This window comes from Pseudomonas pudica, assembly GCF_015680405.1.
Lineage (GTDB): Bacteria > Pseudomonadota > Gammaproteobacteria > Pseudomonadales > Pseudomonadaceae > Aquipseudomonas > Aquipseudomonas pudica.
In genome coordinates this window covers 25,652-52,250 of sequence record NZ_JADLJS010000040.1, presented here as the reverse complement: position 1 = coordinate 52,250, position 26,599 = coordinate 25,652, and the positions used below count along the sequence as shown (strand labels likewise).

The 26,599-nt window shown below is 64.5% G+C and carries 24 protein-coding genes; 7 read left to right on the top strand and 17 right to left on the bottom strand.

From position 1 onward, the window contains the following. Positions 1–96: 96 nt before the first annotated feature. Positions 97–747 (bottom strand): adenylate kinase, encoded by a 651-nt coding sequence (gene adk, locus IRZ77_RS21750; RefSeq protein ID WP_046616115.1) that lies wholly within the window; start codon positions 745–747, stop codon positions 97–99. Positions 748–1,004: 257 nt separating this feature from the next. After that, complete coding sequence (gene ppc / locus IRZ77_RS21745; protein WP_046616114.1) at positions 1,005–3,632, bottom strand: phosphoenolpyruvate carboxylase; 2,628 nt, start codon at positions 3,630–3,632, stop codon at positions 1,005–1,007. Positions 3,633–3,831: 199 nt separating this feature from the next. Between ppc and IRZ77_RS21740 the strand changes: the two genes are divergently transcribed. From IRZ77_RS21740 to IRZ77_RS21730, 3 genes are all read left to right on the top strand, one after another. Further along, positions 3,832–4,176 carry a pilin assembly protein gene (locus IRZ77_RS21740; protein WP_196174416.1) on the top strand — a complete coding sequence of 115 codons (345 nt, stop codon included), beginning with the start codon at positions 3,832–3,834 and terminating at the stop codon, positions 4,174–4,176. A gap of 275 nt (positions 4,177–4,451) precedes the next feature. After that, positions 4,452–4,865, top strand: coding sequence for a DUF4398 domain-containing protein (locus IRZ77_RS21735; protein ID WP_085601948.1), 414 nt, complete (start codon positions 4,452–4,454; stop codon positions 4,863–4,865). A 50-nt stretch (positions 4,866–4,915) separates the two neighbouring features. Beyond that, positions 4,916–5,707 (top strand): OmpA family protein, encoded by a 792-nt coding sequence (locus IRZ77_RS21730; protein ID WP_196174415.1) that lies wholly within the window; start codon positions 4,916–4,918, stop codon positions 5,705–5,707. 121 nt (positions 5,708–5,828) lie between these two features. Here IRZ77_RS21730 and IRZ77_RS21725 read toward each other — a convergent pair whose 3' ends face one another. From IRZ77_RS21725 to IRZ77_RS21655, 15 genes are all read right to left on the bottom strand, one after another. Further along, complete coding sequence (locus tag IRZ77_RS21725; protein WP_003252219.1) at positions 5,829–6,155, bottom strand: hypothetical protein; 327 nt, start codon at positions 6,153–6,155, stop codon at positions 5,829–5,831. Then, a complete protein-coding gene (locus tag IRZ77_RS21720) occupies positions 6,152–7,075 on the bottom strand; it encodes an alpha/beta hydrolase (protein ID WP_046616110.1) in 924 nt (307 codons plus the stop codon). Before IRZ77_RS21720 ends, IRZ77_RS21725 begins: the two co-directional genes overlap by 4 nt. Beyond that, positions 7,047–8,324: a flavohemoglobin expression-modulating QEGLA motif protein gene (locus tag IRZ77_RS21715; RefSeq protein ID WP_085601946.1), complete on the bottom strand. Its 1,278-nt coding sequence runs from the start codon at positions 8,322–8,324 to the stop codon at positions 7,047–7,049. The genes IRZ77_RS21720 and IRZ77_RS21715 overlap by 29 nt, the downstream gene beginning before the upstream one ends. A 178-nt stretch (positions 8,325–8,502) precedes the next feature. Then, positions 8,503–9,051 carry a hypothetical protein gene (locus tag IRZ77_RS21710; protein ID WP_003258915.1) on the bottom strand — a complete coding sequence of 183 codons (549 nt, stop codon included), beginning with the start codon at positions 9,049–9,051 and terminating at the stop codon, positions 8,503–8,505. Positions 9,052–9,080: 29 nt separating this feature from the next. Continuing rightward, entirely contained in the window at positions 9,081–9,785 is a 705-nt protein-coding gene (locus tag IRZ77_RS21705; RefSeq protein ID WP_196174417.1) for a TetR/AcrR family transcriptional regulator, read from the bottom strand. A gap of 267 nt (positions 9,786–10,052) precedes the next feature. Further along, the gene (lysS, locus tag IRZ77_RS21700) at positions 10,053–11,555 is read right to left on the bottom strand and encodes a lysine--tRNA ligase (RefSeq protein WP_046616107.1); all 1,503 of its coding nucleotides are present in this window, start codon (positions 11,553–11,555) and stop codon (positions 10,053–10,055) included. A 92-nt stretch (positions 11,556–11,647) separates the two neighbouring features. After that, a protein-coding gene (gene prfB / locus IRZ77_RS21695; protein WP_108480361.1) for a peptide chain release factor 2 occupies positions 11,648–12,743 on the bottom strand; the annotation gives its coding sequence in 2 pieces (ribosomal slippage) (positions 11,648–12,670 and positions 12,672–12,743; 1,095 coding nt in all). A 201-nt stretch (positions 12,744–12,944) separates the two neighbouring features. Beyond that, on the bottom strand, positions 12,945–13,949 hold the full coding sequence (gene wspR / locus IRZ77_RS21690) for a Wsp signal transduction system regulator diguanylate cyclase WspR (RefSeq protein ID WP_046616106.1): 1,005 nt from the start codon (positions 13,947–13,949) through the stop codon (positions 12,945–12,947). Positions 13,950–14,000: 51 nt separating this feature from the next. Further along, entirely contained in the window at positions 14,001–15,014 is a 1,014-nt protein-coding gene (gene wspF / locus IRZ77_RS21685; protein ID WP_046616105.1) for a Wsp signal transduction system protein-glutamate methylesterase WspF, read from the bottom strand. Continuing rightward, positions 15,011–17,308 carry a hybrid sensor histidine kinase/response regulator gene (locus IRZ77_RS21680; protein WP_196174414.1) on the bottom strand — a complete coding sequence of 766 codons (2,298 nt, stop codon included), beginning with the start codon at positions 17,306–17,308 and terminating at the stop codon, positions 15,011–15,013. The genes wspF and IRZ77_RS21680 overlap by 4 nt, the downstream gene beginning before the upstream one ends. Then, positions 17,305–17,967, bottom strand: a complete 663-nt coding sequence (locus IRZ77_RS21675; protein WP_085601943.1) for a chemotaxis protein CheW — start codon at positions 17,965–17,967, stop codon at positions 17,305–17,307. The genes IRZ77_RS21680 and IRZ77_RS21675 overlap by 4 nt, the downstream gene beginning before the upstream one ends. Beyond that, a complete protein-coding gene (locus IRZ77_RS21670) occupies positions 17,964–19,244 on the bottom strand; it encodes a CheR family methyltransferase (protein ID WP_046616102.1) in 1,281 nt (426 codons plus the stop codon). Before IRZ77_RS21670 ends, IRZ77_RS21675 begins: the two co-directional genes overlap by 4 nt. Further along, positions 19,241–19,747 carry a chemotaxis protein CheW gene (locus IRZ77_RS21665; protein ID WP_046616101.1) on the bottom strand — a complete coding sequence of 169 codons (507 nt, stop codon included), beginning with the start codon at positions 19,745–19,747 and terminating at the stop codon, positions 19,241–19,243. Before IRZ77_RS21665 ends, IRZ77_RS21670 begins: the two co-directional genes overlap by 4 nt. Positions 19,748–19,752: 5 nt before the next feature. Continuing rightward, on the bottom strand, positions 19,753–21,375 hold the full coding sequence (locus tag IRZ77_RS21660; RefSeq protein WP_046616100.1) for a methyl-accepting chemotaxis protein: 1,623 nt from the start codon (positions 21,373–21,375) through the stop codon (positions 19,753–19,755). A gap of 256 nt (positions 21,376–21,631) precedes the next feature. Then, positions 21,632–22,324 carry a tellurite resistance TerB family protein gene (locus IRZ77_RS21655; protein WP_046616099.1) on the bottom strand — a complete coding sequence of 231 codons (693 nt, stop codon included), beginning with the start codon at positions 22,322–22,324 and terminating at the stop codon, positions 21,632–21,634. Positions 22,325–22,541: 217 nt separating this feature from the next. Between IRZ77_RS21655 and ydcS the strand changes: the two genes are divergently transcribed. The 4 genes from ydcS to IRZ77_RS21635 all read left to right on the top strand — a co-directional run bounded on the left by ydcS (position 22,542) and on the right by IRZ77_RS21635 (position 26,584). After that, a complete protein-coding gene (gene ydcS / locus IRZ77_RS21650; protein ID WP_046616098.1) occupies positions 22,542–23,693 on the top strand; it encodes a putative ABC transporter substrate-binding protein YdcS in 1,152 nt (383 codons plus the stop codon). A gap of 150 nt (positions 23,694–23,843) precedes the next feature. Beyond that, on the top strand, positions 23,844–24,875 hold the full coding sequence (locus tag IRZ77_RS21645; protein WP_196174413.1) for an ABC transporter ATP-binding protein: 1,032 nt from the start codon (positions 23,844–23,846) through the stop codon (positions 24,873–24,875). 1 nt (position 24,876) lies between these two features. Then, complete coding sequence (locus tag IRZ77_RS21640; protein ID WP_046616096.1) at positions 24,877–25,788, top strand: ABC transporter permease; 912 nt, start codon at positions 24,877–24,879, stop codon at positions 25,786–25,788. Continuing rightward, positions 25,778–26,584 carry an ABC transporter permease gene (locus IRZ77_RS21635; RefSeq protein ID WP_046616095.1) on the top strand — a complete coding sequence of 269 codons (807 nt, stop codon included), beginning with the start codon at positions 25,778–25,780 and terminating at the stop codon, positions 26,582–26,584. The genes IRZ77_RS21640 and IRZ77_RS21635 overlap by 11 nt, the downstream gene beginning before the upstream one ends. The last annotated feature ends 15 nt before the right edge of the window (positions 26,585–26,599 follow it).

The following is a 26,599-nucleotide window of genomic DNA, read 5'->3' as shown; positions in this document are numbered from 1 at the left end:
GGGGGCCGGGGGGCGCGGGGTTGGGGGTTATAACCCCCCCCCACACCCGAACCCGCCCCCCACGGGGGCCGTTGTCGAGGTGCGTCGGGCTCTGGATCAGCTCAGGGCTGCCAGGACCTTGGCGGTGATGGCTTCGACCGAGCCGACGCCTTCGATGTGGCTGTACTTCGGCTTGCCGCCATTGGCGGCCGACAGCTTCTGGTAGAAGTCCACCAGCGGCTTGGTCTGGCTGTGGTACACCGACAGGCGATGGCGAACGGTTTCTTCCTTGTCGTCATCGCGCTGGATCAGGTCTTCACCAGTCTCGTCGTCCTTGCCTTCCACTTTCGGCGGGTTGTACTGAATGTGGTAGGTGCGGCCCGAGGCCAGGTGCACGCGGCGGCCAGCCATGCGGCCGACGATTTCCTCGTCGTCCACGGCAATTTCCACGACGGCGTCGATGTCGACACCGGCAGCGACCATGGCTTCTGCTTGCGGAATGGTACGTGGGAAGCCGTCGAACAGGCAGCCCTTGGCGCAATCAGGCTGGGCGATGCGCTCCTTTACCAGGCTGATGATCAACTCGTCGGAGACCAGCTGGCCGGCATCCATGACTTTCTTCAGTTCCAGGCCCAGCGGGGTACCGGCCTTGACGGCGGCACGCAGCATGTCACCGGTGGAAATCTGGGGAATACCGAACTTTTCGGTGATGAACTTTGCCTGAGTACCTTTACCGGCCCCGGGAGCTCCCAGCAGAATTACGCGCATCTCGTGCTCCTCAAATTTTTTTTTGAAATTCAATGGATTCGGCGACCAGGGCCAAGTCCGGAAAATCGGGTATGACCATAAATCGGTCAGAAGGCTGCTCAAGATACACAGCGCTCGGCAGCCAGACAAGCGTCCCAAAGTTGCAGGAATGCGCCACCTACGGCTGGCCTGGCAGGCGGTTGCGCCCGGCGCAACCACCCTCCTCGCCCGCTTGCATGCCCTGCGCAGCACCTGCCCAGGACGCCCCGGGCCTGCACTCAGCCGGTGTTGCGCAGGCCGGCTGCAATACCCGCCACAGTCACCAGCAAGGCCTGCTCCAACGGGCTGTCCAGAGCGGCTTCGCGGCTGCGCGAGCGGGCCAGCAACTCGGCCTGCAGGCGGTGCAACGGGTCCAGGTAGGTGTTGCGCAGGCTGATGAATTCCAGCGTCTCGGGGCTGTGCGCCAGTAGCACCGGCTGCCCGGTAAGGCCAAGTACCACCTTGCACGACTGCGACAATAGGTCGCGCAGGTGCGCACCCAATGGCAGCAGGTGCGGTTGCACTAGACGTTCGTCGTAGGCCTCGGCGATCTGTGCATCGGCCTTGGCCAGCACCATCTCGAGCATGTCAATGCGGGTGCGGAAGAACGGCCATTGCTCGCGCATCTGCGCCAGCAGTTCACCCTGGCCACGGGCCAGGGCATTGTTCAATGCCGTTTCCCAGCCAAGCCAGGCTGGCAGCATCAGGCGGGTCTGGGTCCAGCCGAAGATCCACGGGATGGCCCGCAGGCTTTCGATGCCACCGGCTCGGCGCTTGGCCGGGCGGCTGCCCAGCGGCAGGCGCCCCAGCTCCTGCTCCGGGGTGGACTGGCGGAAGTACTCGACAAAATCGGGGTTCTCCCGCACCACGCTGCGGTAGGCCTTGACCCCATCGGCGGCCAGCTGGTCCATCACCTCGCGCCAGGCCGGCTGCGGTGGTGGCGGTGGTAACAGGGTAGCTTCGAGCACGGCGGCCAGGTACAGGTTCAGGTTCTGCTCGGCGATGCCCGGCAAGCCGAACTTGAAACGGATCATCTCGCCCTGCTCGGTTGTACGGAACCGCCCCGCCACCGAACCCGGTGGCTGCGACAGGATCGCAGCGTGGGCCGGGCCGCCGCCGCGGCCTACCGTGCCGCCACGGCCGTGGAACAGCAGCAGCTCGACCTGGTGCTCGGCGCAGATACGCACCAGGTCTTCCTGGGCCCGGTACTGCGCCCAGGCCGCTGCCGTGGTACCAGCGTCCTTGGCCGAGTCGGAGTAACCGATCATCACCTCCTGCGGACCGCGCAGGTTGGCGCGGTAGCCTGGCAGGCCGAGCAGGCGCTGCATCACCGGGCCGGCATTGTCGAGATCGGCCAGGGTCTCGAATAGCGGCACCACCCGCATGGGCCGAGTCAGGCCGGCCTCCTTCAGCAGCAGCTGCACCGCCAGCACATCCGAGGCAGCACCGGCCATGGAGATGACGTAAGAGCCCAGCGAGGCGGCCGGCGCGGCGGCAATTTCCCGGCAGGTGGCCAGTACCTCGGCGGTATCGGCCTGCGGCTTGAAGTGCGCGGGCAGCAGTGGCCGGCGGTTTTTCAGCTCGGCCTGGAGAAACTCGATGCGCTGCTCTTCATCCCAGTCGGCATAACGCCCCAGGCCCAGGTAGTCGGTAATCTCGCTCAACGCATCACGGTGGCGGGCGGCGTCCTGGCGCACATCCAGGCGGCCCAGGAACAGGCCGAAGGTCACGGCGCGGCGCAGGCAATCGAGCAACGGGCCTTCGGCGATCACACCCATGCCGCAGGCGTGCAGTGACTGGTAGCACAGCTCCAGCGGCGCGATCAGGTCGCGGTTGTCCACCAGCACCTCGGCGCTGGCCGGCTGGCTGCTGGTCAATGCCGAATGCGCCCAGGCGCGCGTTGCCCTCAGGCGATCGCGCAGTTGCTTGAGCAGGGAACGGTAGGGTTCTGCACTGTCACCGACCCGCTCGCGCAGGGCATCGTCGGCCTGCTGCATGGACAATTCGGAGGCCAGCGCATCGATGTCGCGCAGGAACAGGTCGGCAGCCATCCAGCGCGCCAGCAGCAGAACTTCGCGGGTGACAGCTGCGGTCACGTTGGGGTTGCCATCACGGTCACCACCCATCCACGAGGCGAAGCGGATCGGCGCCGCCTCCAGCGGCAGGCGCAGACCGGTAGCCTCCAGCAAGGCCTTGTCGACCTTGCGCAAGTGGCTGGGGATGGCGTGCCACAGCGAATGCTCGATCACCGCAAAGCCCCACTTGGCTTCGTCCACCGGCGTCGGTCGGGTGCGGCGGATTTCTTCGGTGTGCCAGGCCTCGGCGATCAACCGGCGCAGGCGCTCGCGCACCTGCTCGCGTTCGGCCGGGGTCAGATCGCGGTGGTCCTGGGTAGCCAGTTGGCCGGCGATGGCGTCGTACTTCTGGATCAGGGTGCGGCGGGCCACCTCGGTGGGGTGAGCGGTGAGCACCAGCTGGATGTCGAGCTTGGCCAATTGCCGTGCCAAGGCATCATTGCTGTGCCCGGCCTGCTTCAGGCGCGCCAGCAGCTCGGGCAGCACCCGTGCCTCGAACGGCTCGGGCTGGTCGGCGTCTCGGCGGCGGATCAGCTGATACTGCTCGGCCATGTTGGCCAGGTTGAGGAACTGGTTGAAGGCCCTGGCCACGGGTAGCAAGTCTTCATCGGCCAAGTCCGCCAGGGTCGAGCTCAGTTGCTCGCCAGCGCTGCGGCGGTCGGCCTTGGCACTGTGGCGGATGTCCTCGATCTTCTGCAGGAACGCCTCGCCATGCTGCTGGCGAATGGTATCGCCGAGCAGCTCACCCAACACATGGACATCTTCACGCAAACGCACATCGATATCGGTCATTGGCCCTCTCTCCGGCGCGGCTCTGGCGCATTGCATCCCTTTTCAGCCTTTACCCGCTCCCACAAGGGCGCGCGGTATTCGCACCAAGAGTGCCCACAGCCCGGCGCCGATGGCAAGCCGTGATCGGCCAAAGCAAACTAAAGTGAAAGCACGACACTCCCATGCAATGCAGCCCTTTCAGGCGTCAACAGAGGTCATCATGAAAATCCGTGAACTCGCCAGGCACTGGGAACAGAATGCCGCCGGTACCCTCAGCCCCACGAGCCATGTCCTGCACCTGGACCTTGAGTCCGAAGCGCGCCTGGCCGCGCTGATCGACATGTACCCCAAGCGCACCGCCGAGGAACTTCTCGGTGAGCTGGTCGCGGCAGCCCTCGAGGAACTGGAGGCCAGCTTCCCCTATGTGCAAGGCCGCCAGGTCATCGCCACCGACGAGGAAGGCGACCCGCTGTACGAGGACATCGGCCCTACTCCGCGCTTTCTGTCGCTTTCGCGACAGCATCTGCACGCTCTGAGCAACCCAGCAGCCGACAGCCAGAAGTAACCCGCCGCCCCCGCTCCGGGCCTGGCAAAGGCCCGGAATATCGCTACGCCCCGCGAAAGTTCCGGGCGAATCGCACTGACCGATTAGTCAGAAATAGTTATCCGCTCAGGATGATTTTTTCTGAACTATCCGAAAAACGCGTCAGTCACAGCCAATAGCCATCACGCTAAAACCCTGCACACCTGCCGTTGTGCACCGTTGAGATGAAGCGCGTGCACGTGTCAGGGAACGAGCGATGGACTGCTACGGACAACGTCGTAAACAGGAGTGATCCAATGGAACTGACCACCAAGAACACCCGCATCTACAAACCCTCATCCACTCATGTGCGCGGGTTGAAGCTGGCAGCGCTGGCCCTGGGCAGCAGCCTCGTTCTGGCCGGCTGTGCGGGCAACCCGCCCACCGAGCAGTATGCAGTCACCCAGTCCGCCGTGAACTCCGCCGTCAGCGCTGGCGGCACCGAGTTCGCCGCCGTGGAAATGAAAGCGGCGCAGGACAAGTTCAAGCAGGCCGAGATCGCCATGCATGACAAGAAGTACGACGACGCCAGGCGCCTGGCCGAACAGGCCGAATGGGACGCCCGCCTCGCCGAACGCAAGGCCCAGGCGGCCAAGGCCCAGAAGGCCGTGCAGGATGCCCGCCAGGGCGTTCAGGACGTACGTGAGGAAGGCCTGCGCAGCGCTCAGTGAGCCCTGCCGCGCCCCCCTCGGCCTTCGCACACGATCAAAGGATGAACACTATGCGCAACTACGTCATGATTCCCGCCCTGCTGGCCCTGAGCGTCGGTCTTGCTGCCTGCTCGCACGACCCTAACGCCAACCTCGAATCGGCCCGCACCAACTTCTCTTCGCTGCAGAGCGACCCGCAATCGAGCAAGGTTGCCGCGCTGGAGACCAAGGACGCCCAGGACTGGCTGAACAAGGCCGACAAGGCCTACATGGACCGTGAAGAAGAGAAGAAGGTCGACCAGTTGGCCTACCTGACCAACCAGCGCGTCGAGGTGGCCAAGCAGACCATTGCCCTGCGCACCGCCGAAAGCGAACTGAAGAACGCCTCGGCCCAGCGCGCCCAGGCCAAGCTGGACGCCCGCGACGCACAGATCGCCAAGCTGCAGGACAGCCTCAACGCCAAGCAGACCGACCGCGGCACGCTGGTCACCTTCGGTGACGTGCTGTTCGACTTCAACAAGGCCGAACTCAAGAGCAACGCCTACCCGAACGTCACCAAGCTGGCGCAGTTCCTTCAGGAGAACCCGGAACGCAAGGTGATCGTCGAGGGTTACACCGACAGCGTAGGCTCTGCCAACTACAACCAGGGCCTGTCGGAGCGCCGCGCCAACAGCGTGCGCATGGCACTGGTACGTGCTGGCGTCGACCCGGCGCGCATCGTCGCCCAGGGCTATGGCAAGGAGTACCCGGTAGCGGACAACTCGAGCAATTCGGGGCGTGCGCAGAACCGTCGGGTGGAGGTGACCATCTCCAACGACAACCAGCCGGTGGCGCCGCGCTCTGTGAGCCAGGTACAGCAGTAAGGCTGGCTAGCTGAACTGACAAGCCCCGCGCTCGACGCGGGGCTTTCTTTTGCCTGTGCTGGCCCTTTCGCGGCTAAAGCCGCTCCCACAGGGACCGCGTACAGGCAGCAGAGATAATGGCTCACTGCACCTGCTGCGGGGTTTCCTCGCCCATGCAACGCACCGCGCGCTTGCGGTTGTCCACCAGCACCCCGGTCAGGCCTTTCTGCTGGGTATCGAACAACACCAGCACGCCATCGACGCATTGGGCCACTTGTGGCGCCGGGTCGAGCGAGACCTTGTAGTCCTCGCCTGGGATGGTCTTGAGCATGGTGAAGTCCTGCAGCAACAGGGCATCCTCGGGCTTGGCGAAATGCAGGTAACCGTAGTACCACAAGGCCCCCACCGTCACGATGATGCTGCCGACACCGGTCAGGATCAGCGGGATGGCGTTGCGTTCTTCACTCATTGCTTGTTCTTCTCGTCAGGGTAATTGGGTACTTCGGCCAGCCGCCGCAGGCCGTTGAAATGGCTGGGGTCGTCCAGGAAACGCAGCATCACCTGGCGCCAGGTCGGGTCGGCGAAGGTCTGCACGTGGCCGCCACGGGTCAGTTGCAGCACCCGTGGCGCAGGCGCGTGCTGGTACAGGCGAATGCCGTTGTCCATCGGCACCAGGGTGTCGTCGATGCTGTGGAAGAACAACTTGGGCGGGCTGCTCAGTTGCGCGATCGAGCGGATGGCGCTGTCGCCGTCCGGCACCAGCCACGACAGCGGCACCTGCAGCGGCCAGGTCATCCACGAGGTGCTGAGGGCAAAACGCCCGACCGCACGGTAACTGGCCGGCACACCGTCGAACACCAGGGCACTGAAACGCTGGCGCTGCTCCGGGTGGGCCGCCAGGTAGTGAATGGCCATGGCCCCGCCGAGGCTCTGCCCCAGCAATACCAGCGGCTTGCCCTTTACCTCGGGCGCCTGTTCCAGCCAGGCCATGGCCGCCGCGATGTCCTGGTACACCTCAGGCAGGCTCGGCTCGCCCTGCGACAGGCCGTAGCCGCGGTAATCGATCATCAATACCTGGTAGCCCTGCTCCGGCAGCCAGTAGCTGCCGCCCAGGTGCCCAGGCAGGTTGCCGCCATTGCCGTGCAGGTGCAGCACCGTGCCCTTGACCTGGACCCCGGCCTTGGCCGGCAACCACCAGCCGTGCAGGCGGATACCATCAGCAGTGGTCAGGGTGACATCGCGGTATTCGAGCCTGGCCCGCTCTGGCGTGAACGCCTGGCCACGCTCGGGGTAGAACAGCAGGCTGCTGCAACCGCCCAGGCCCAGCAGGATCAAACCCAGGGCCAGCAGGCGGCAGCACTCAGAGAATGTTCGCGTAATCGGCTTCAATGCGATCCAGGCTCAGGTGGTTGAGGAAGTTGGAGAAGCACATCCAGGCCGACAGCGCGTTGAGGTCGCGGAACTGCTCGGGCAGGTACTTGGGAGGCTCGACCAGGCCTTCCTCGACCAACTGTCGCAGGGTACGCATGTCTTCCAGGGTGGTCTTGCCACAGAACAGCAACGGGATCTGTTCGAGCTTGCCCTTCTTCACGGCCAACTGAATGTAGTTGTAAACCATGATGAAGCCCTTGAGGTAGGACAAGTCCTTGGTAAATGGCAGGCCATTGGGCACCGACCCACGGAACACCCGGCTGGCGTTGCTGTAGCTCTGCGCCATCTCGAACCCCTGCTCGCGGAAGAAGTTGTAGACCTGCATGAAATCTGCACCCTCCTCGACCATGTGGATGGCGCGGGTGCGATTGGTGAGCTTGCGCAGGCGGCTGGGGTAGGAGGCGAAGGCGATCACCTCCATGAGGATGGCCAGGCCTTCCTGCGTTACCGTCGACGAGGGCGGGCCCTTGGCCAGGAAAGTACAGATCGGCTGGTTCAGGCCGTTGAGCGTGGTACCGACATGCACCAGCCCTTCGTGCACCTCCAGGGCGCGCACGTCACGGGAGTTGAACATGGCGTCGGCACGCACCTTGATGTAGTCAGCCCCGGCCGCAGCATCGGCGACGATACCGTCGGACTCGAACACACGAATGGTTTCCTCGGCCTCGCCGAACACCTTGTTCAACCGGTGCTGGAGGATTTCCACAGCCTCCTTGGCGGTGAGGTTCTTCGGTTCGTCCTTGAGGTCGCCACGGCCATCGATGTTGTTCAGGTAGTCCGACAGCATCAGGCCGAGGTCGGCCAGGGTCGGGTCACCGGCGTGGAAGGCATCCGAAGCAGCGCCGTACAGTTCCTGGGAGATCAGGCCGAAATCCTCGGTGCCGCGCGCTTCGAGCATGCGCACCACCATGCGGTATTCGCGACACATGCGCTTCATGATCTGCCCGACCGGGTTGAACTGGCCGAGCTGGCGAATGATGTCGCGCTCGATGCCCTGGAACTCGGCCTTGACCGCGCTGGAATCGAACGCCAGCGGGCGCGACTGGTAGTAGGCACGGTCGACGGCCGGCGGCTCCTTGCCCTTGGCCTTGAGGAAGCCCTGGCGGATGTTGTCGTCCCACTTCACCGCGTCCAGGACCCGGATCGGGGTCTGTGCCGCAACGATGCGGTCGGACAGGGCACGGATGGTTTGCTGGTATTCGTCCACCGGGGACTCCTTATTGGAACAAAGTGCCAAGCCTTGCTTTGCCTGTACCGGCCTCGGTTCCTGTAGGAGCAGCCTTGTGCTGCGAGGAGGCCATTAGCGGCAACTGAAATGGTTTGCCCTACTGGCCTCTTCGCAGCACAAGGCTGCTCCTTCAGGGGACCCGGGACGGCACAGGTAATTACTTGCCGGAACGCTGGAACCGCGCCACTTCAACGAACAGGTCGGAGTTGGCCGGGTCGTCCAGGTAAGCCAGCACCCGCGCCGACGGGCTGTCGATCAGCACGCCGTCGCCGTTGTCTTCCGGCACTTCGGTGCTGCGCCCGGTCAGTTCCTTCTTGTCCACCGCCTGCTGCACCTGTTCCACATCCAGGTTGTAGACCACCAGTTCCTTGCCATCGACGATATCGAAACCGCCGATCAGGAAGTTGCCACCCAGGCGTTTTGGCACGCCAGCCGACAGGTACCAGCGGTTGCCGTGGCGCGACACGGTGAACACGTATTCCTCGGGGGCCTTGCCCTTGGCCGTGGCCACCGCCTTGTAGGCATCGCCGCCGCTACGGCTAATCACCAGCTTCAGCGGCTCACCCCAGGCGTCCTTGCTGCTCCACTTGCCGAGCAGGGCCTTGGGCGCTGCTTGGTTGCTCGGCAAGGGCTCGTGGAAGGTCACCAGACAACCGCCCAGCAGCAGGAATGACAAAGTCAACAACACCACACGCCAGGCTTTCATCAGGTTCTCCTTGAAAAGTCGGTCTCGGCTCAGGCCGATGCCAGCACCAGCTGCAGGTATCGGCTAAGCATAGCGAGCATCTGCCCATCGGCTTGCGCATTCGCATCCTTGAGCAGGCCCTGATATTCCATCTGCTTGATAATCGCCGTCAACATTTGGGCATCCTGTTCCGGTTGCTGCGAACCCACCACCTGCAGCAATTGGCGGGTGCCATGCAGCAGAATCTGTTCATGGGCGCACACCAGTTGAGCAAGGCGCGGGCAAAGCAGCGCCTCCTGGCGGAAGGCCTGTTCGGCCATCAGGAAGTCGCGGCGGTTCAGCAGTTGCCGCTGCACGTAGTCGGCAGTCATGCGCGCGACCTCCTCAGCCAGGCGTGCCCGCGCCTGCGGGCTGCCGTCACCCTGGGCCAGCAACTGGCGCAACACCACCTCGGTATTGGCCCACAGCTTGGCCATGTAGGCGGCGCTGCGTTCGACGTACTGGGCGAAGGTATCGGTGAGCAGGTCCTCGATATCCTTGAAGTAGTAGGTGGTGGCCGACAGTGGCACACCGGCCTCGGCGGCGACGGCGCGATGGCGCACACCGCGCACGCCATCGCGCACGACAATGCGCATGGCGGCGTCGAGGATCTGTTGACGACGCTGCTCGCTGCCTTGGCGGGCAGTCTTGCGGCCTTGGTATTGCACGCTTTCGGCGACGGCGGTGGCGATGCCGGCGGCGCCCTGGTGAGGCATTGCGGGTGTCACGGGGGGGTACCTCATGGACAGTGTTTTGTCAGTGCCGGCCTCTTCGCGGGCACGCCCGCTCCCACAGGGACCTCACCACATTCAGGACCTGTGCAGGCCTATGATGGCTGGCAAAACAGCTCCCGAGGGAAACCACACCTGCAAGGACCTGTGGGGTCCCTGTGGGAGCGGGCGTGCCCGCGAAGAGGCCGGTACTGACAACATAAAGCTTCAGGCAAGAAAAAGCCGCCTCGAAAGGCGGCTCGTTCAATTCACTCAGGCCTGCGGACGCATGTGCGGGAACAGGATCACGTCGCGGATCGACGGCGAGTTGGTCAGCAGCATCACCAGGCGGTCGATGCCGATGCCTTCACCAGCAGTCGGTGGCATGCCGTACTCCAGGGCGCGGACGAAGTCGGCGTCGTAGTGCATGGCTTCGTCGTCACCGGCATCCTTCTCGGCCACCTGGGCAAGGAAGCGCTCGGCCTGGTCTTCGGCATCGTTGAGCTCGGAGTAGGCGTTGGCAATCTCGCGGCCACCGATGAACAGCTCGAAACGGTCGGTAACAGCCGGGTTGTCGTCGTTGCGACGGGCCAGCGGCGACACTTCGAACGGGTACTCGGTGATGAAATGCGGTTGCTCCAGCTTGTGCTCGACCAGCTCTTCGAAAATCATCACCTGCAGCTTGCCCAGGCCTTCGTGGCCCAGCACCTTGGCCCCGGCCTTTTTGGCGATGTCGCGGGCGCGGTCGACGTCCTGCAGGTCGGCAGCGGTCAGCTCCGGGTTGTACTTGAGGATCGAGTCGAATACCGACAGGCGGGCGAACGGCTCGCCGAAGTGGAACACCTTGTCGCCGTACGGCACATCGGTAGTGCCCAGTACCAGCTGCGCCAGCTCGCGGAACAGTTCCTCGGTGAGGTCCATGTTGTCGCGGTAGTCGGCGTAGGCCTGGTAGAACTCGAGCATGGTGAATTCAGGGTTGTGACGAGTCGAAACGCCTTCGTTACGGAAGTTGCGGTTGATCTCGAACACCTTCTCGAAGCCACCAACTACCAGGCGCTTGAGGTACAGCTCCGGCGCAATACGCAGGAACATGGCCATGTCCAGGGCGTTGTGGTGGGTTTCGAACGGCTTGGCCGCGGCACCACCCGGGATGGTTTGCAGCATCGGCGTCTCGACTTCGAGGAAGTCGCGCTCGATGAGGAACTTGCGGATGTGCGAGATCACCTGCGAACGCACGCGGAAGGTGTGGCGGGTTTCTTCATTGACCATCAGGTCGACGTAACGCTGGCGGTAGCGCTGCTCGGTGTCGGTCAGGCCGTGGTGCTTGTCGGGCAGCGGGCGCAGCGACTTGGTCAACAAGCGCACATTGGTCATTTCGACGTACAGGTCGCCCTTGCCGGAACGGGCCAGAGTGCCTTCGGCGCTGATGATGTCGCCCAGGTCCCAGGTCTTGACCGCGGCCAGGGTCTCTTCCGACAGGGTCTTGCGGTTGACGTAGACCTGGATACGGCCGGTCATGTCCTGAATGACCATGAACGAGCCGCGGTTGAGCATGATGCGGCCGGCAACCTTGACCGGAATCGCTGCAGCTTCCAGTTCTTCCTTGGTCTTGTCCGCATACTGCTTCTGCAGGTCGTTGCAGTAGCTGTCGCGACGGAAGTCATTGGGGAAGGCATTGCCCTTGGCGCGCTCGGCGGCAAGCTTTTCCTTGCGCAGGGCGATCAGGGCGTTTTCTTCCTGTTGCAGGTCTTGCGCTTCGGTCTTGAGGTCGCTCATTTCGTCATTCTTTCCATCAGGTGTTCGGTGCCCCTTTCGGGCAGGGCACGCGATACCGGCCCAGGCCAGATACCGCGGCGGTTGTATGCGGTTTACAGCCCCTGCTTGAGGCTCGCTTCCAGGTACTGGTCGAGGTCGCCGTCCAGCACCTTCTGGCAGTCGCTGCGCTCGACACCGGTACGCAGGTCCTTGATACGCGAGTCATCCAGCACATAGGAGCGGATCTGGTGGCCCCAGCCGATGTCCGACTTGCTGTCTTCCAGCGCCTGCGAGGCGGCGTTGCGCTTCTGCATTTCCAGCTCGTACAACTTGGCCCGCAGCATTTTCATGGCGGTGTCCTTGTTGGCGTGCTGGGAGCGTTCGTTCTGGCAGGCCACCACGGTGTTGGTCGGTACGTGGGTAATACGCACCGCCGAGTCGGTGGTGTTCACGTGCTGACCACCGGCACCGGAGGAACGGTAGGTGTCGATACGCAGGTCGGCCGGGTTGATCTCGATCTCGACCTTGTCGTCGATCTCGGGCGACACGAACACCGCCGAGAACGAGGTGTGGCGACGGGCACCGGAGTCGAACGGGCTCTTGCGCACCAGGCGGTGCACGCCGATCTCGGTGCGCAGCCAACCGAAGGCGTACTCGCCCTTGATATGCACGGTAGCGCCCTTGATGCCGGCGACTTCACCTTCGGAAAGCTCGATGATGGTGGCATCGAAACCACGCTTGTCGGCCCAGCGCAGGTACATGCGCAGCAGGATGTTGGCCCAGTCCTGCGCCTCGGTACCACCGGAGCCGGCCTGGATGTCCAGGTAGGCGTTGTTCATGTCCATCTCGCCGCTGAACATGCGACGGAACTCGAGCTGGGCCAGTTTTTCTTCCAGGCCTTCCAGTTCGGTCACGACGTCGCCGACGGCGCCTTCGTCATTCTCCTCGACGGCCATGTCAAGCAGGTCCTGGCAGTCCGCCAGGCCGCCGGACAGCTTGTCCAGGGTCTCGACGACCTGTGCCAGCATGGCACGCTCGCGGCCCAGGGCCTGGGCGTACTCGGGCTTGTTCCAGACGTTAGGGTCTTCCAGTTCGCGGTTGACTTCGATCAGGCGGTCATGCTTGTGATCGTAGTCAAAGATACCCCCGAATGGACTGGGAACGCTCGGTGAGGTCCTTGATGGTGTTCAGGATCGGTTGGATTTCCATGGGCGGGCAGCTCTCGTGCGAATTCGGTGAAAAGCCTGCGAGTATAACCGAGTCCGCTGCAGGGCGGCAGACCCGCCGGGCGGTAGAAGTGGTGTCGGCAGAATGAGGTGAACGCCTGCCCCGGACTATCCCACAGGTACAGCGCAGGTCTCAGGCATGCGCTGCACCTGTGGGAGCTGGCTTGCCGGCGATGAGGCCCTGTCAGGCGATACCAACCTGGTTGCGTCCGCCATTCTTGGCCTGGTACAGGCCTTTGTCGGCAGCCGAGATCAGCTGCCGGCTATGGCTGCCGATGGACGGAGTCTGGGTGGCCAGACCAATGCTGACTGTCAGATACGAGTCGGGGACCGGCGCGGTGTGCGGGATGCCGAGGCCGAGCACGGTCTGGCGCAGCTTCTCGGCCATCAGGCGTGCCCCACCCGGCGAGGTGTTGGGCAATACCAGGACGAATTCCTCGCCGCCATAGCGCGCCGGCAGGTCGGTCGGCCGCGAGCACGAGCCGCGGATTGCCTCGGCCACCTGGCGCAGGGCCTCGTCACCGGCCAGGTGGCCAAAACTGTCGTTGTAGGCCTTGAAGTAGTCGACGTCGATCATCAGCAGCGACAACTGCTGCTGCTCACGCATGGCCCGGCGCCATTCCAGTTCCAGGTACTCGTCGAAGTGGCGGCGATTGGACAACCCGGTCAGTCCATCGGAGTTCATCAGCCGCTGCAGCATCAGGTTGGTATCGAGCAGTTGCTGCTGGCTTACGCGCAAGGCACGGTAGGCCTCGTCGCGCTGCAGCAGGGTGAGGTAGGAGCGCGAGTGATAGCGGATGCGCGCCACCAGCTCGATGGTATCCGGCAACTTGACCAGGTAATCGTTGGCCCCGGCAGCAAAGGCTGCACTCTTGACCAACGGGTCTTCCTTGGTCGACAGGACGATGATCGGGATGTCCTGGGTCGCCGGATTGTTGCGGTATTCACGCACCAGGGTCAGCCCGTCCAGGCCAGGCATGATGAGGTCCTGCAGGATAACCGTAGGCTTGATGCGCACAGCCTGGGCCACCGCCTGGTGCGGGTCGGCGCAGAAGTGGAAGTCGATGTTCTCTTCGTTGGCCAGGCCACGCCGCACCGCCTCGCCGATCATGGCCTGGTCGTCGACCAGCAGCACCATCGCCGAGTTCTCGTTGGGGGTCGTGAAACCTTCGATCGGTAAATCATTCATACCTGTTCACCCGATCACTACCGGCCTGGCGGCGTGATTCAATACACTTCGTCATTTTGCGAAAAATTCCATCAAGCGCCCGGCTATGCGTTCCAGCGGGCGGATTTCTACCGCGGCATCGATAGCCGCGGCAGCCTTGGGCATCCCGTACACCGCACTGCTGGCCTGGTCCTGGGCAATGGTCAGGAAGCCTTGCTGGCGCATCAGCTTCAGGCCCTGAGCACCATCGCGGCCCATGCCGGTAAGCAACACGCCCACCGCATCGCCGGCCCAATAGCGCGCCACACTCTCGAAGAAGACATCGATCGAGGGTCGGTAAATTTCATTGACAGGTTCGGCAGTGTAGGCCAGTTGGCCGTTCTGTAGCAGGCGAATGTGGTGATTGGTGCCGGCCAGCAACACCTGCCCCGGCTGCGGCGGCTCGCCTTCACGGGCCAGACGCACCGGCAGCCCGGCGGCGCTGCTGAGCCATTCGGCCATTCCTGCGGCAAACACCTGGTCCACATGCTGGACCAGCACGATGGCCGCCGGAAACGCCGCCGGCAGGCCCTGAAGCAAAACTTCCAGCGCCGCCGGGCCACCCGCCGAAGAGCCGATCGCCACCAGGCCACGGCGCTGGGAAGCCTCGCGCAGCGGCGTGGCCACCGGGCGAGCGGCGGGCGCCCGCTGCTGGCCGATCAGCCAACCGATATTGAGGATCTTGCGCAGCAGTGGCGCCGCCGCTTCACGGGGGTCGCCCGCGCCCAGCGCCGGGGTGTCTACCACGTCGAGGGCGCCGTAGCCCATGGCCTCGAACACTCGGTGCACGTTCTGCTTGCGGTCGACCGTGACGATTACGATGGCGCATGGGGTTTCGGCCATGATCCGCCGGGTGGCCTCGACACCATCCATGACCGGCATGATCAGGTCCATGAGAATCAGGTCTGGCTGCTGCTCGGTGCAGCGCTGCACCGCCTCGGCACCATTGCTGGCCACCCACACCACCTGGTGCGCCGGCTCCAAGGCGACTGCCCGGCGCAGCGCCTCGACGGCCATGGGCATGTCGTTGACGATGGCGATCTTCATCCCTGAGCACCTCCGATCAGCTCAACCACAGCATCCAGCAACGCGTCGTCATGGAAACTGGCCTTTGCCAAATAGTAGTCGGCGCCGGCATCCAGGCCACGCCGTCGGTCTTCCTCACGGTCCTTGTAGGACACCACCATCACCGGCAGCGACTGCAGGCGCTGGTCGCGGCGCACCAGGGTGACCAGTTCGATACCGTCCATGCGCGGCATGTCGATGTCGGTGATAAGCAGGTCGAAGTCCTCGCCACGCAAAGCGTTCCAGCCGTCCATGCCATCCACCGCCACGGCCACGTCGTAGCCGCGGTTGCCGAGCAGCTTGCGCTGCAGTTCACGCACGGTAAGCGAATCGTCGACCACCAGGATACGCTGGCGCGCCACGCCACGGGCTCCGCTGCTGCCACGTTCGATGCGTTCCAGGCTGCCGGTGCTGAGCAGTTTCTCCACCGAACGCAGCAGGTCCTCGACATCGATGATCAGCACCACCGAACCATCGTCGAGCAAGGCACCGGAAGAAATGTCCTGCACCTTGCCCAGCCGTGGGTCGAGCGGCATCACCACCAGCACCCGCTCGCCCACCAGGCGCTCCACGGCCACGCCGTACAGTTGCTCGCGCTCGCGAATCACCACCACCCGCAGGCTGTTCCCCTGCGTTTGCCCGGCCGGGCGGTTGAGCAGTTGGCTGGCCGCGACCAGGCCGATGTGCCGGCCTTCGTGCCAGAAGTGCTGGCGGCCTTCGATCTGCACGATCTCTTCGGCGCTCACTTCGAGCGTGCGTTCGATATGAGCGAGCGGGAATGCATAGGCCTCGCCGCCCACCTCGACCACCAGGCTGCGCACCACCGACAGGGTCAATGGCACCTGCAGGTGGAAACGGCAACCCTGCCCGGCCAACTGGGTCAGTTCGATCGAACCGCGCAGCTCACGGATCATGTGCTGCACCGCATCCAGGCCCACGCCGCGACCGGACACTTCGGTGACCTTGTCGCGCAGGCTGAAACCGGGCAGGAACAGAAACGTCAGCAACTCTTCCTCGCTCATCCGCGCCACCGTGTCGGCGGGCGACAGGGCACGCTCGACAATGCTGCTGCGCAGGCGCTCGAGGTCGATGCCGGCACCGTCGTCGATCAATTCCAGGCTGAGCATACCGGCCTGGTGCGAGGCCCGCAGGCGGATCACCCCCTCCTCCGCCTTGCCCGCCAGCAGCCGCCGTTCGGGCAGCTCGATGCCGTGATCGACCGCGTTACGCAACAGGTGGGTCAGCGGTGCTTCGAGCTTTTCCAGCACGTCACGGTCGACCTGGGTCTTGTCCCCCTCTACCAGCAGCCGCACCGGCTTGCCCAGCGAACGGCCAAGGTCGCGCACCATGCGGCTCTGGCCGGTCAGCACATCGGCAAACGGCCGCATCCGGCAGGCCAGCGCGGTGTCGTACAGCAGTTGTGCGCGCTGGCTGGCCTGCCAGCCGAACTCGTCCAGGTCGCCAGCTTGCTGCTGCAGGATCTGCTGGGTTTCCGCCAGCAGGCGCTGGGTCTGTGCCAGGGCTTCGAGCACCTCGCTGCTCTGGCCACTGTCCTCCAGCTGCATGCGAAGGCCGTCAAGCGCCTGCATGCCCTGGCCATGCATGCGCTTGAGACGCTGCAAGGTCGCCAGGTAAGGCTTGAGCCGCTGGGTTTCCACCAGCGACTTGCTGGAAAGGTCGAGCAGGCTGTTGAGGCGGTCGGCGGTCACTCGCAGCACCCGCTCCGTCCCTTCGCCGGTGCGCTTGCCGGCCTTGCGACGTGGGGCCGGCTCGGGCTCAGGCTCCAAGGGTTCGACAGGCAGCGGCACAGGTTCGTCTTGTGCGGTTTGCCCCGGCGCTTCCGGCTGCGCTGGCACGGCTGGCGGCGCGGGGGGCACGGCTGCCGCCCCCGGGTCGAGCAGGTTGGCCATTTGCGCAAGGAACACCGGCAGAGTCGCCTGCGCACCGGCATCGCCAGGCGTGGCGATGCGCATCAACAGGTCAGTGCCCTGCAGCAGGGCGTCGATATGCTCGGCGCTCAGCCGCAGGCGACCCTCCTGGGCGGCCACCAGGCAGTCCTCCATGACATGGGCGACGCTGACGCCAGCGTCCACCCCGACGATCCGCGCCGCGCCCTTCAGCGAGTGGGCCGCACGCATGCAAGCCTCGAGCTGGTCGGCCTGCGTGGGATTACGCTCCAGCGCCATCAGGCCGGCGCTGAGCACCTGGGTCTGCGCCTCGGCCTCCAGGCTGAACAGTTCGAGCAACGATGCGTCGCGCATTTGCTCTGGGGTCATGACAGGCTCCGCTGCACGGCAGACAGTAAGTGTTGATCGTCCAGCACCCGCACGCTGCGGCCACGCCATTGCAGCACCGCTGCGGTGAAGCGGGAGGCATCCTGGCCGCTGCCCAGAAGCTTCGGGTCGAGCCGGTGAATGCCATCGATTTCCTCGACCGCCATCACTACCGGGCCACCCTCCGCAGCCAGGATCAGCATGCGTGGCACCGCCCGGCCGCCACGTTGCTCGGCAGCGCGGGCCTGTACACCCAGCAGGTCGGCCAGTGACAGGCACGGCACCAGCGCACCGCGCACGTTTGCCACCCCCTGCAATACCCGCGAGCGCTGGTGCGGTAGCGAATGCACCGCCTGTAGCGGGGCAATTTCGGCCAGGCAGGCGGTGGCCAGCGCCAGCCACTCTTCGCCCAGGCGGAACAGCAGCATGGAGCGGCCGGTGCTTTCCTCGACTGGAGACACCACGGCAGCCTGATGGTCCTGCATCAGCGCGTAGCGGTCGAGCAGGCGTGTGGCCGCTGCGGCATATACCTCGCAGTTGCGGCAGTGAACGTGACGTTCCAGCAGTGGGCACTGCTTGTCGCCGTGTACGCCAATGCGGTTCCAGCAATCGTCGATGTGCGCGTCATCCTCGGCGAGCAACTGCATCGCGGATTCCTTCATCGTTCAGACTCCCGGCCAACCCGCGCGGCGCGCTCCTGAAGGCGCCGAGCGCCGGCCAAGTCACCCTGGGCCGCCAACAACGCCGCCAGGTGTACCAGCGCCTCGGGGTGCTGCGGCTCCAGGTACAGGGCTTTGCGATAGTGGGTCAGTGCCTGCTGGGCATCGCCTTCGGTATCGCTGAGCAGCCCCAGCCAGTAGTAAACCTGTGCCGAAGGCGCGAACTGGTCCAGGTAGCGCTGGCATTCGCCACGGGCCTGGTCGCTGGCACCGGCATTGGCAAGCCGGGCAATGCTGGCCAGCAACTCGCTTGCCGCCTCGCGCTTGTGCTCGCGCGCTGGCGCTGGCGCTGGCTTGGCAGCCACAGGCAGCACCCGCAATGGGCGCGACGACGCTGGGCTCGGTAGCGGATAGCCTGGCTTGGCCAGTGCGGACGGCGTGCGCCGCAAGGGCTGGACCGGGGTTGTAGCCAGCGCGGCGCCGCCCTCCTGTTGGCGCACGTAGGCGAACGATTGGGCAATCCCCAGCGGGCGCATGCCCAATCGCGCCAGCAAGCTACCTTCGGCCGGACCGATGAACAGCACACCCTGCGGGTGCAACAAGCGCTTGAGCACTTCGAACACCCGTTGTTGGGTCGGCACGTCGAAATAGATCAGCAGGTTGCGGCAGAACACGAAATCGTAAAGGCCATCGCGGCTGGCCAGCGCCGGGTCGAGCACATTGCCCACCTGCAGGCTGACTTGCTCGCGCACCCGTTCATGCAGGAGGTGGCCTTCCTCCAAAGCATCGAAGTAACGCTCGCGAAAGCCCAGGTCGCTGCCACGGAAGGCATTGCGGCCGTACACGCCCTGCCCGGCCTTGGCCACGGAACTGGGGCTGATGTCCATGCCGTCGATCATGAACGCCCCCGGCGCGATACCGGCATCGAGCAAGGCCATGGCCAGCGAATAGGGCTCCTCGCCGGTCGAACAAGGCAGGCTGAGCAAACGCAGCGGGCGCACCCCGGCCAGCTCGATCAGGCGCTTGTGCGCCAGGCTGGCCAAGGCCGTGAAGGACTCTGGGTAACGGAAGAACCAGGTTTCCGGGACGATGACCGCTTCGATCAGTGCCTGTTGCTCATCCATCGACTGTTGCAGGTGCAGCCAGTAATCATCCAGGTCCGCAGCGTTCACGGCCACGCAGCGCTGGCGCAGCGCACGCTCGACCATGGGCGCGCCCACCGACTCCACGTCCAGGCCGATGCGTTCGCGCAAGAAGCGGAAGAAATGCTGTTCGTTCATGTCGGCATCCCTGTCGGATCATCCGCGTACAGCAACTCGTGCACGGCATCGGGCAGCAGGTCGTTGACTTCAATGCGCTGCAGCAAGCCCTGCTCATCCTGACGCACCGGGCCCAGGTACGGGGCCTCGGCGCTGTCCACGCCATAGGGCTGAAACTCGTTGGGGTGACAACGCAGGGTTTCGGTGGCCTGTTCCAGGATCAGGCCAAGCTGCAGGCCGCCTCGGTAGTGCACCAGCACCAGGCGGGTACTGGTGCGCTGCGCTGCCGGCTGGCCGAAGCTCAATGCCGCCAGGTCAACCACCGGTACCAGCAAGCCCCGGTGTGCAAGTATGCCTGCGACCCAGGCAGGCGCCTTGGCAATCGGCTTGAGCGGCTGGCGCGGCAACACCTCGATCACCTCGTGCACGCTCAGGGCAAAGCGTTGCTCCCGGATGCGAAACTGCAGGTACAACGCCCCCTTGGCGTTGACCGCCCGCGCGGCACGCGGTTGCAAGTCGTTCATCGCAGTCAGACTTTGAAGCGCGAAACGCCGCCACGCAGGCCAGCGGCCACCTGGCTCAGCTCATCGATGGCGAAACTGGCCTGGCGCAGTGATTCGACCGTCTGGGTGCTGGCATCGCTGAGCTGGGCCAGCGCCTGGTTGATCTGCTCGGCACCGGTGGCCTGGGCCTGCATGCCTTCGTTGACCATCAGCACGCGCGGCGCCAACGCCTGCACCTGGTGGATGATCTGGCTGAGCTGCTCGCCCACCTGCTGCACCTCGAACATGCCGCGGCGCACTTCTTCGGAGAACTTGTCCATGCCCATGACCCCGGCCGACACCGCCGACTGGATCTCGCGCACCATCTGCTCGATATCATAGGTTGCCACGGCGGTCTGGTCGGCCAGGCGGCGCACTTCGGTGGCCACCACGGCAAAGCCGCGGCCATACTCGCCGGCCTTTTCCGCTTCGATGGCAGCGTTGAGCGACAGCAGGTTGGTCTGGTCGGCAACCTTGACGATGGTCACCACCATCTGGGTGATGTTGCTGGCCTTTTCGTTGAGGATGCCAAGCTTGGCGTTGACCAGGTCGGCGGCGCCCATCACCTGGTGCATGGTTTCTTCCATGCGTGCCAGGCCCTGCTGTCCGGAACCGGCCAGGCTGGAGGCCTGATCGGCGGCCGAGGTGACTTCGGTCATGGTGCGCACAAGGTCACGCGAGGTGGCGGCGATTTCCCGTGAGGTGGCGCCGATTTCGGTGGTGGTGGCAGCCGTTTCAGTAGCGGTGGCTTGCTGCTGCTTGGAGGTTGCAGCGATTTCGGTCACCGAGGTGGTCACCTGCACCGACGAACGCTGGGCCTGGGCCACCAGGTTGGCCAGGGCCTCGGCCATTTCGTTGAAGCCGCTTTCGATGGCGCCGAACTCGTCCTTGCGGTCCAGGCTCAGGCGCATGCTCAGGTCACCTGAGCGCAGTTTGTCGAGGGCATGGACAATACGCTGCATGGGCGCGGTGATGGCGCGCATCAGCAACAGGCCGCAGATACCGGCGGCGATGATCGCCAGCAGCAGCGAAACCATCATGCTGCCCTTGGCCGTGCTCACGGCGCCGACAATCTCGTTGGTGTCGGCGTCGGCGGAGGCGCGGTTGTGCTCGATCACTTCGTTCAGGTGCTTGCGGCCTTCGATCCAGGCCGGGGTCAGCACATCGGTGATCAACCGCTGGGCTTCGGCGTAGTTGCGCTGTCGATAGGCTTCCAGCACCTGGTCGACAATCTTGAGGTAGGCATCTTTCATCTGGATGAAGGTGTCGAAGCGCGCCTGGTCGTCATCATCCTGAATGGTGCCCTGGTAGCTGTCCATGTGCTGTTTCAGGCGGTCCTGGAAGCTCTTGAACAGCTCCGTGTCGGCCGAGGTGAATTCGCGGTGGTTGGACAGCCCCACCAGCTGCTGGCTGGTGACGTAACTGTCGACCCAGGCACTGCGGATCATCGAACTGTAGTAGAGGCCGGGAATGCTGTCGGTCCCCACTGCCTGCTCGGCGGATGCGATGGTCACCAACCGCGAGTAGGCGGCCACGATCATCAGCAGCATGATGGCGATGATCACGGCAAAGCTTGCCAGGATCCGTTGGCGCAAGGTCCAGTTCTTCACATTCAGCCCTCAGGAAATCACAACGAGCGGGAAAAATCGCCGAAGTATAGCCCAGGCGCCCAGCGCTCATGCGGCTGAAATGTGGGGTAACCAGGTAACCTTGCCGACAGACCGGTCATTTGTGCCCAACGCCATTGGGGCCGCTGTGCGGCCCATCGCCGGCACGCCAGGCTCCCACCTCGACCGCATGAGCTCGGGGCATGTGCGATCCCTGTGGGAGCCGGCTTGCCGGCGATGGGCTGCAACGCAGCCCCCATCACTGGCCGGCGGCAAGCCTTACCTGGCTTTCCAGTTCCTGGCGCAGGGCCGGGTCCAGGCGCAGCTGGCGGGCCAGTTCGTCCAGGTAGGCGCGTTCCATGAAGTTTTCCTGGTCGACCATCATCACGCTGGCCAGGTACATCTCGGCAGCCATTTCCGGGGTTTGCGCGGCACGGGCCACTTCGGCCGGGTCCAGCGGCTTGTTCAGCTCGGCATGCAGCCAGTGCTGCAACTCGCGGTCGTTGTCCAGGCGGGTGAACTCGCCCTCGATCAGCGCACGCTCGCGTTCGTCGATATGGCCATCGGACTTGGCCGCCGCAACCAGCGCCCGAAGTACCGCCTGGCTGTGCAGCTCGGCCTGGGCAGGCGGCAGTCGGTCTACGGTCTGTGGCTCGGCGGCGGCCACCTGCTGGCTCGCCTGCCAGTTGCCGTAGGCCTTGTAGGCCAGCACACCGAGCGCGGCCAGGCCGCCGTAGGTGAGGGCCTTTCCGCCATATTTGCGGGCTTTCTTGTTGCCTAGCAGCAAACCCATGGCGCCCGCCGCCAGGGCGCCGCCACCGGCACCTGAAAGCAGGCTGCCAAGGCCGCCGGCACTGGTACCTGGCTTGCCAGAGCTGCCCTTGCCAGCCTGGCTGGCAAGCAAGTCCTGGCCTGACTTGAGCAACTGGTCGAGCAATCCCCGGGTATTCATCAAACGGTCTCCACATTGGCCAAGGGAGCCGTCAGGTTAAGCCCTGCCCGCCCGATCGCCACGGGGGGATTTGCTTCCGGATGTTGCATTGGCTGGCAAAAAGCCAACTAGACTCGATATCGCCAATACCGCGCATAACCGCACCACGTTCATGACTATCGCTTCACTGCTTGCTTGATGACTGCCCCGACCAAAATCTCCAATAAGAGGGAACACCATGTCAGTGCACAAGACCGCATTGCTCGGCGCAACCGCCTGCGCCGTGCTGGCCAGCGCCAGCCTGCAGGCTGCCGAACCGCCCAAGGCCCTGGGCCCCGGCGAGGGCCGCCTGGACATCGTCGCCTGGCCCGGCTACATCGAACGCGGTGAAAGCGACAAGGCCTACGACTGGGTGACCGGCTTCGAGAAGGAAACCGGCTGCAAGGTCAGCGTCAAGACCGCCGCCACCTCGGACGAGATGGTCAGCCTGATGACCAAGGGCGGCTACGACCTGGTCACCGCCTCGGGCGATGCCTCGCTGCGGCTCATCGCGGGCAAGCGGGTGCAGCCAATCAATACCGCCTTGATCCCCAACTGGAAGAACATCGACCCACGGCTGCAGGACGGTGGCTGGTACGTGGTCGACAAGCAGGTCTACGGCACCCCGTACCAATGGGGGCCGAACGTGCTGCTGTACAACACCGACGTGTTCAAGCAGGCGCCCACCAGCTGGGGCGTGCTGTTCGAGCCGCAGAACCTGCCCGACGGCAAGCCGAACAAGGGCCGCGTGCAGGCCTATGATGGGCCGATCTATATCGCCGATGCGGCGTTGTACCTGAAGACGGCCAAGCCGGAGCTGGGCATCCAGGACCCATACGAGCTGAGCGAAGCGCAGTACAAGGCCGTGCTGGAGCTGCTGCGCCAGCAGCAACCGCTGATCCACCGCTACTGGCATGACGCCACGGTGCAGATGAGCGACGTGAAGAACGAAGGCGTGGTCGCCTCCAGTTCCTGGGGCTACATGGTCAACGGCCTGAAGGCCGAGAAGCAGCCCGTGGCCTCGACCATTCCCAAGGAAGGCGCGACCGGCTGGGCCGACACCACCATGCTGCACAGCGAAGCCAAGCACCCCAACTGTGCCTACAAATGGATGGACTGGTCGCTACAGCCGAAGGTACAGGGAGACGTGGCAGCCTGGTTCGGTTCGTTGCCGGCGGTGCCGGCGGCCTGCACCGGCAGCGAGCTGCTGGGGGCCGAGGGCTGCAAGACCAATGGTTTCGACAACTTCGACAAGATCGCCTTCTGGAAAACCCCGCAAGCCCAGGGCGGCAAGTTCGTGCCGTATAGCCGCTGGACCCAGGATTACATTGCGATCATGGGTGGGCGCTGAGGTTGCCTGAATGCCTGTGCCGGCCTCTTCGCGGGTGAACCCGCTCCCACAGGTAAAGCGCCACCCTTACAGGCGGTGATGAACCTGTAGGAGTGGGTTCACCCGCGAAGAGGCCAGCGCAGGGTTAAGTCAGTTGTCCGGAGCCTATGCATGCCCCTAGCCGTCCAGTTCACCCAGGTTTCCCGCACCTTCGGCGAGGTCAAGGCCGTCGACCAGGTCAGCATCGACATTATCGATGGCGAATTCTTCTCCATGCTCGGCCCCTCTGGCTCGGGCAAGACCACCTGCCTGCGCCTGATCGCAGGCTTCGAGCAACCCACCAGCGGTTCGATCCGCATCCACGGTGTCGAGGCTGCGGGCGTCCCGCCCTACCAGCGCGACGTCAACACCGTATTCCAGGACTACGCCCTGTTCCCGCACATGAACGTACTGGACAACATTGCCTACGGCCTGAAGGTAAAAGGCGTGGCCAAGGCCGAACGCCACAGCCGCGCCGAAGAAGCCCTGGCGATGGTGGCCCTGGCCGGCTACGGCGCGCGCAAGCCAGCGCAGTTGTCCGGTGGCCAGCGCCAACGCGTGGCCCTGGCCCGCGCTCTGGTCAACCGGCCACGGGTACTGCTGCTGGACGAGCCGCTTGGCGCGCTGGACCTGAAGTTGCGCGAACAGATGCAGGGCGAGTTGAAAAAGCTGCAGCGCCAGCTGGGCATCACTTTCATCTTCGTCACCCACGACCAGACCGAGGCGCTGTCGATGTCCGATCGCGTCGCAGTGTTCAACCGCGGCCGTATCGAGCAGGTCGACACCCCGCGCAACCTTTACATGCAACCGGCCACCACCTTTGTTGCCGAATTCGTCGGCACCTCCAATGTGGTGCGTGGCGAATTGGCCACGGCGCTCAATGGCAGCCCCGCGCCCTTCTCCATCCGCCCCGAACACATCCGCCTCGGCGACCCGGCCACAGCCGGCCAGCACGTCCAGGTCAGCGGCCAGCTGCGCGATATCCAGTACAAGGGCAGTGCCACCCGCTACGAGCTGCAACTGGACAGCGGCCAGCTGCTGGCGGTGAGCCAGGCCAACGACCGCTGGCAGGCGCAGGCACAGGCGTGGCAACCCGGGCAACGGGTCCGGGCGCACTGGCCCCGCGAAGCCATGACGGTGCTGCAGGAAACCGAGGGCCGCTGACATGAGCACACTGCGCGGCCTGTCCAACCTGCTGTACCGGCGCCCCAACCTGTACCTGGCCTTGCTGCTGATCCCACCGCTGACCTGGTTCGGCGCGATCTACCTGGGCTCGCTGCTGAACCTGCTGTGGCAAGGCTTCTATACCTTCGACGACTTCACCATGGCGGTGACGCCGGACCTGACCCTGGGCAATTTCGCCGCGCTGTTCAATCCGTCGAACTTCGACATCATCCTGCGCACCTTGGGCATGGCGCTGGCGGTGTCGCTGGCCAGTGCGGTGCTGGCGTTCCCCATCGCCTACTACATGGCGCGCTACACCAGCGGCAAGACCAAGGCGTTTTTCTATATAGCGGTGATGATGCCGATGTGGGCCAGCTACATCGTCAAGACTTACGCCTGGACCCTGCTGCTGGCCAAGGGCGGCGTGGCCCAGTGGTTCGTCCAGCAGTTGCATCTGGATGCCCTGCTGCAAACGGTGCTGGCGGTGCCGGGCGTGGGCGGCAGCACGCTGTCGACTTCGCACCTGGGGCGCTTCATGGTGTTCGTGTATATCTGGCTGCCGTTCATGATCCTGCCGATCCAGGCCTCGCTGGAACGCTTGCCGCCGTCACTGCTACAAGCCTCGGCAGACCTCGGCGCCCGGCCTGGGCAAACCTTCGTGCAGGTGATACTGCCGCTGTCGATTCCGGGCATTGCCGCCGGCTCGATTTTCACCTTCTCGCTGACCTTGGGCGACTTCATCGTACCGCAGCTGATCGGCCCGCCCGGCTACTTCATCGGCAGTATGGTCTATGCCCAGCAAGGGGCGATCGGCAACATGCCGATGGCCGCTGCGTTCACCCTGGTGCCGATCGTGCTGATTGCGGTGTACCTGTCCATCGTCAAGCGACTGGGGGCCTTCGATGCACTCTGAAAAAGCCTCGGCCGGGCTGCGCCTGGCCGCCTGGGGCGGGTTGCTGTTCCTGCACTTCCCGATCCTGATCATCTTCCTGTACGCGTTCAACACCGAAGACGCGGCATTCAGCTTCCCGCCCAAGGGCTTTACCCTTAAGTGGTTCGCCGTGGCCTTCGCCCGGCCCGATGTGCTGGAAGCGATCAAGCTGTCACTGCAGGTGGCCTGCCTGGCCACGCTGATCGCCCTGGTGCTCGGCACGCTGGCCTCGGCGGCGCTGTACCGGCGCAGCTTTTTCGGCAAGGAGAGCATTTCGCTGATGCTGATACTGCCCATCGCCCTGCCCGGCATCATCACCGGCATCGCCCTGCTCTCGGCGTTCAAGACCTTGGGGATCGAGCCCGGGGTGTTCACCATCGTGGTCGGCCACGCCACGTTCTGCGTGGTGATCGTCTACAACAACGTGATCGCTCGCCTGCGGCGTACTTCGCAGAGCCTGATCGAAGCCTCGATGGACCTCGGCGCCGACGGCTGGCAGACCTTCCGCTACATCATCCTGCCCAACCTAGGCTCGGCACTGCTGGCCGGTGGCATGCTGGCCTTTGCCCTGTCGTTCGACGAAATCATCGTCACCACCTTCACTGCCGGCCACGAACGCACCCTGCCGATCTGGCTGCTCAACCAGCTCAGCCGCCCGCGCGACGTGCCGGTGACCAACGTGGTCGCCATGCTGGTGATGCTGGTGACCATGCTGCCAATCCTTGGCGCCTATTACCTGACCCGTGGCGGCGAAAGCGTCGCGGGCAGCGGCAAATGACCCTGGAGGATTCCC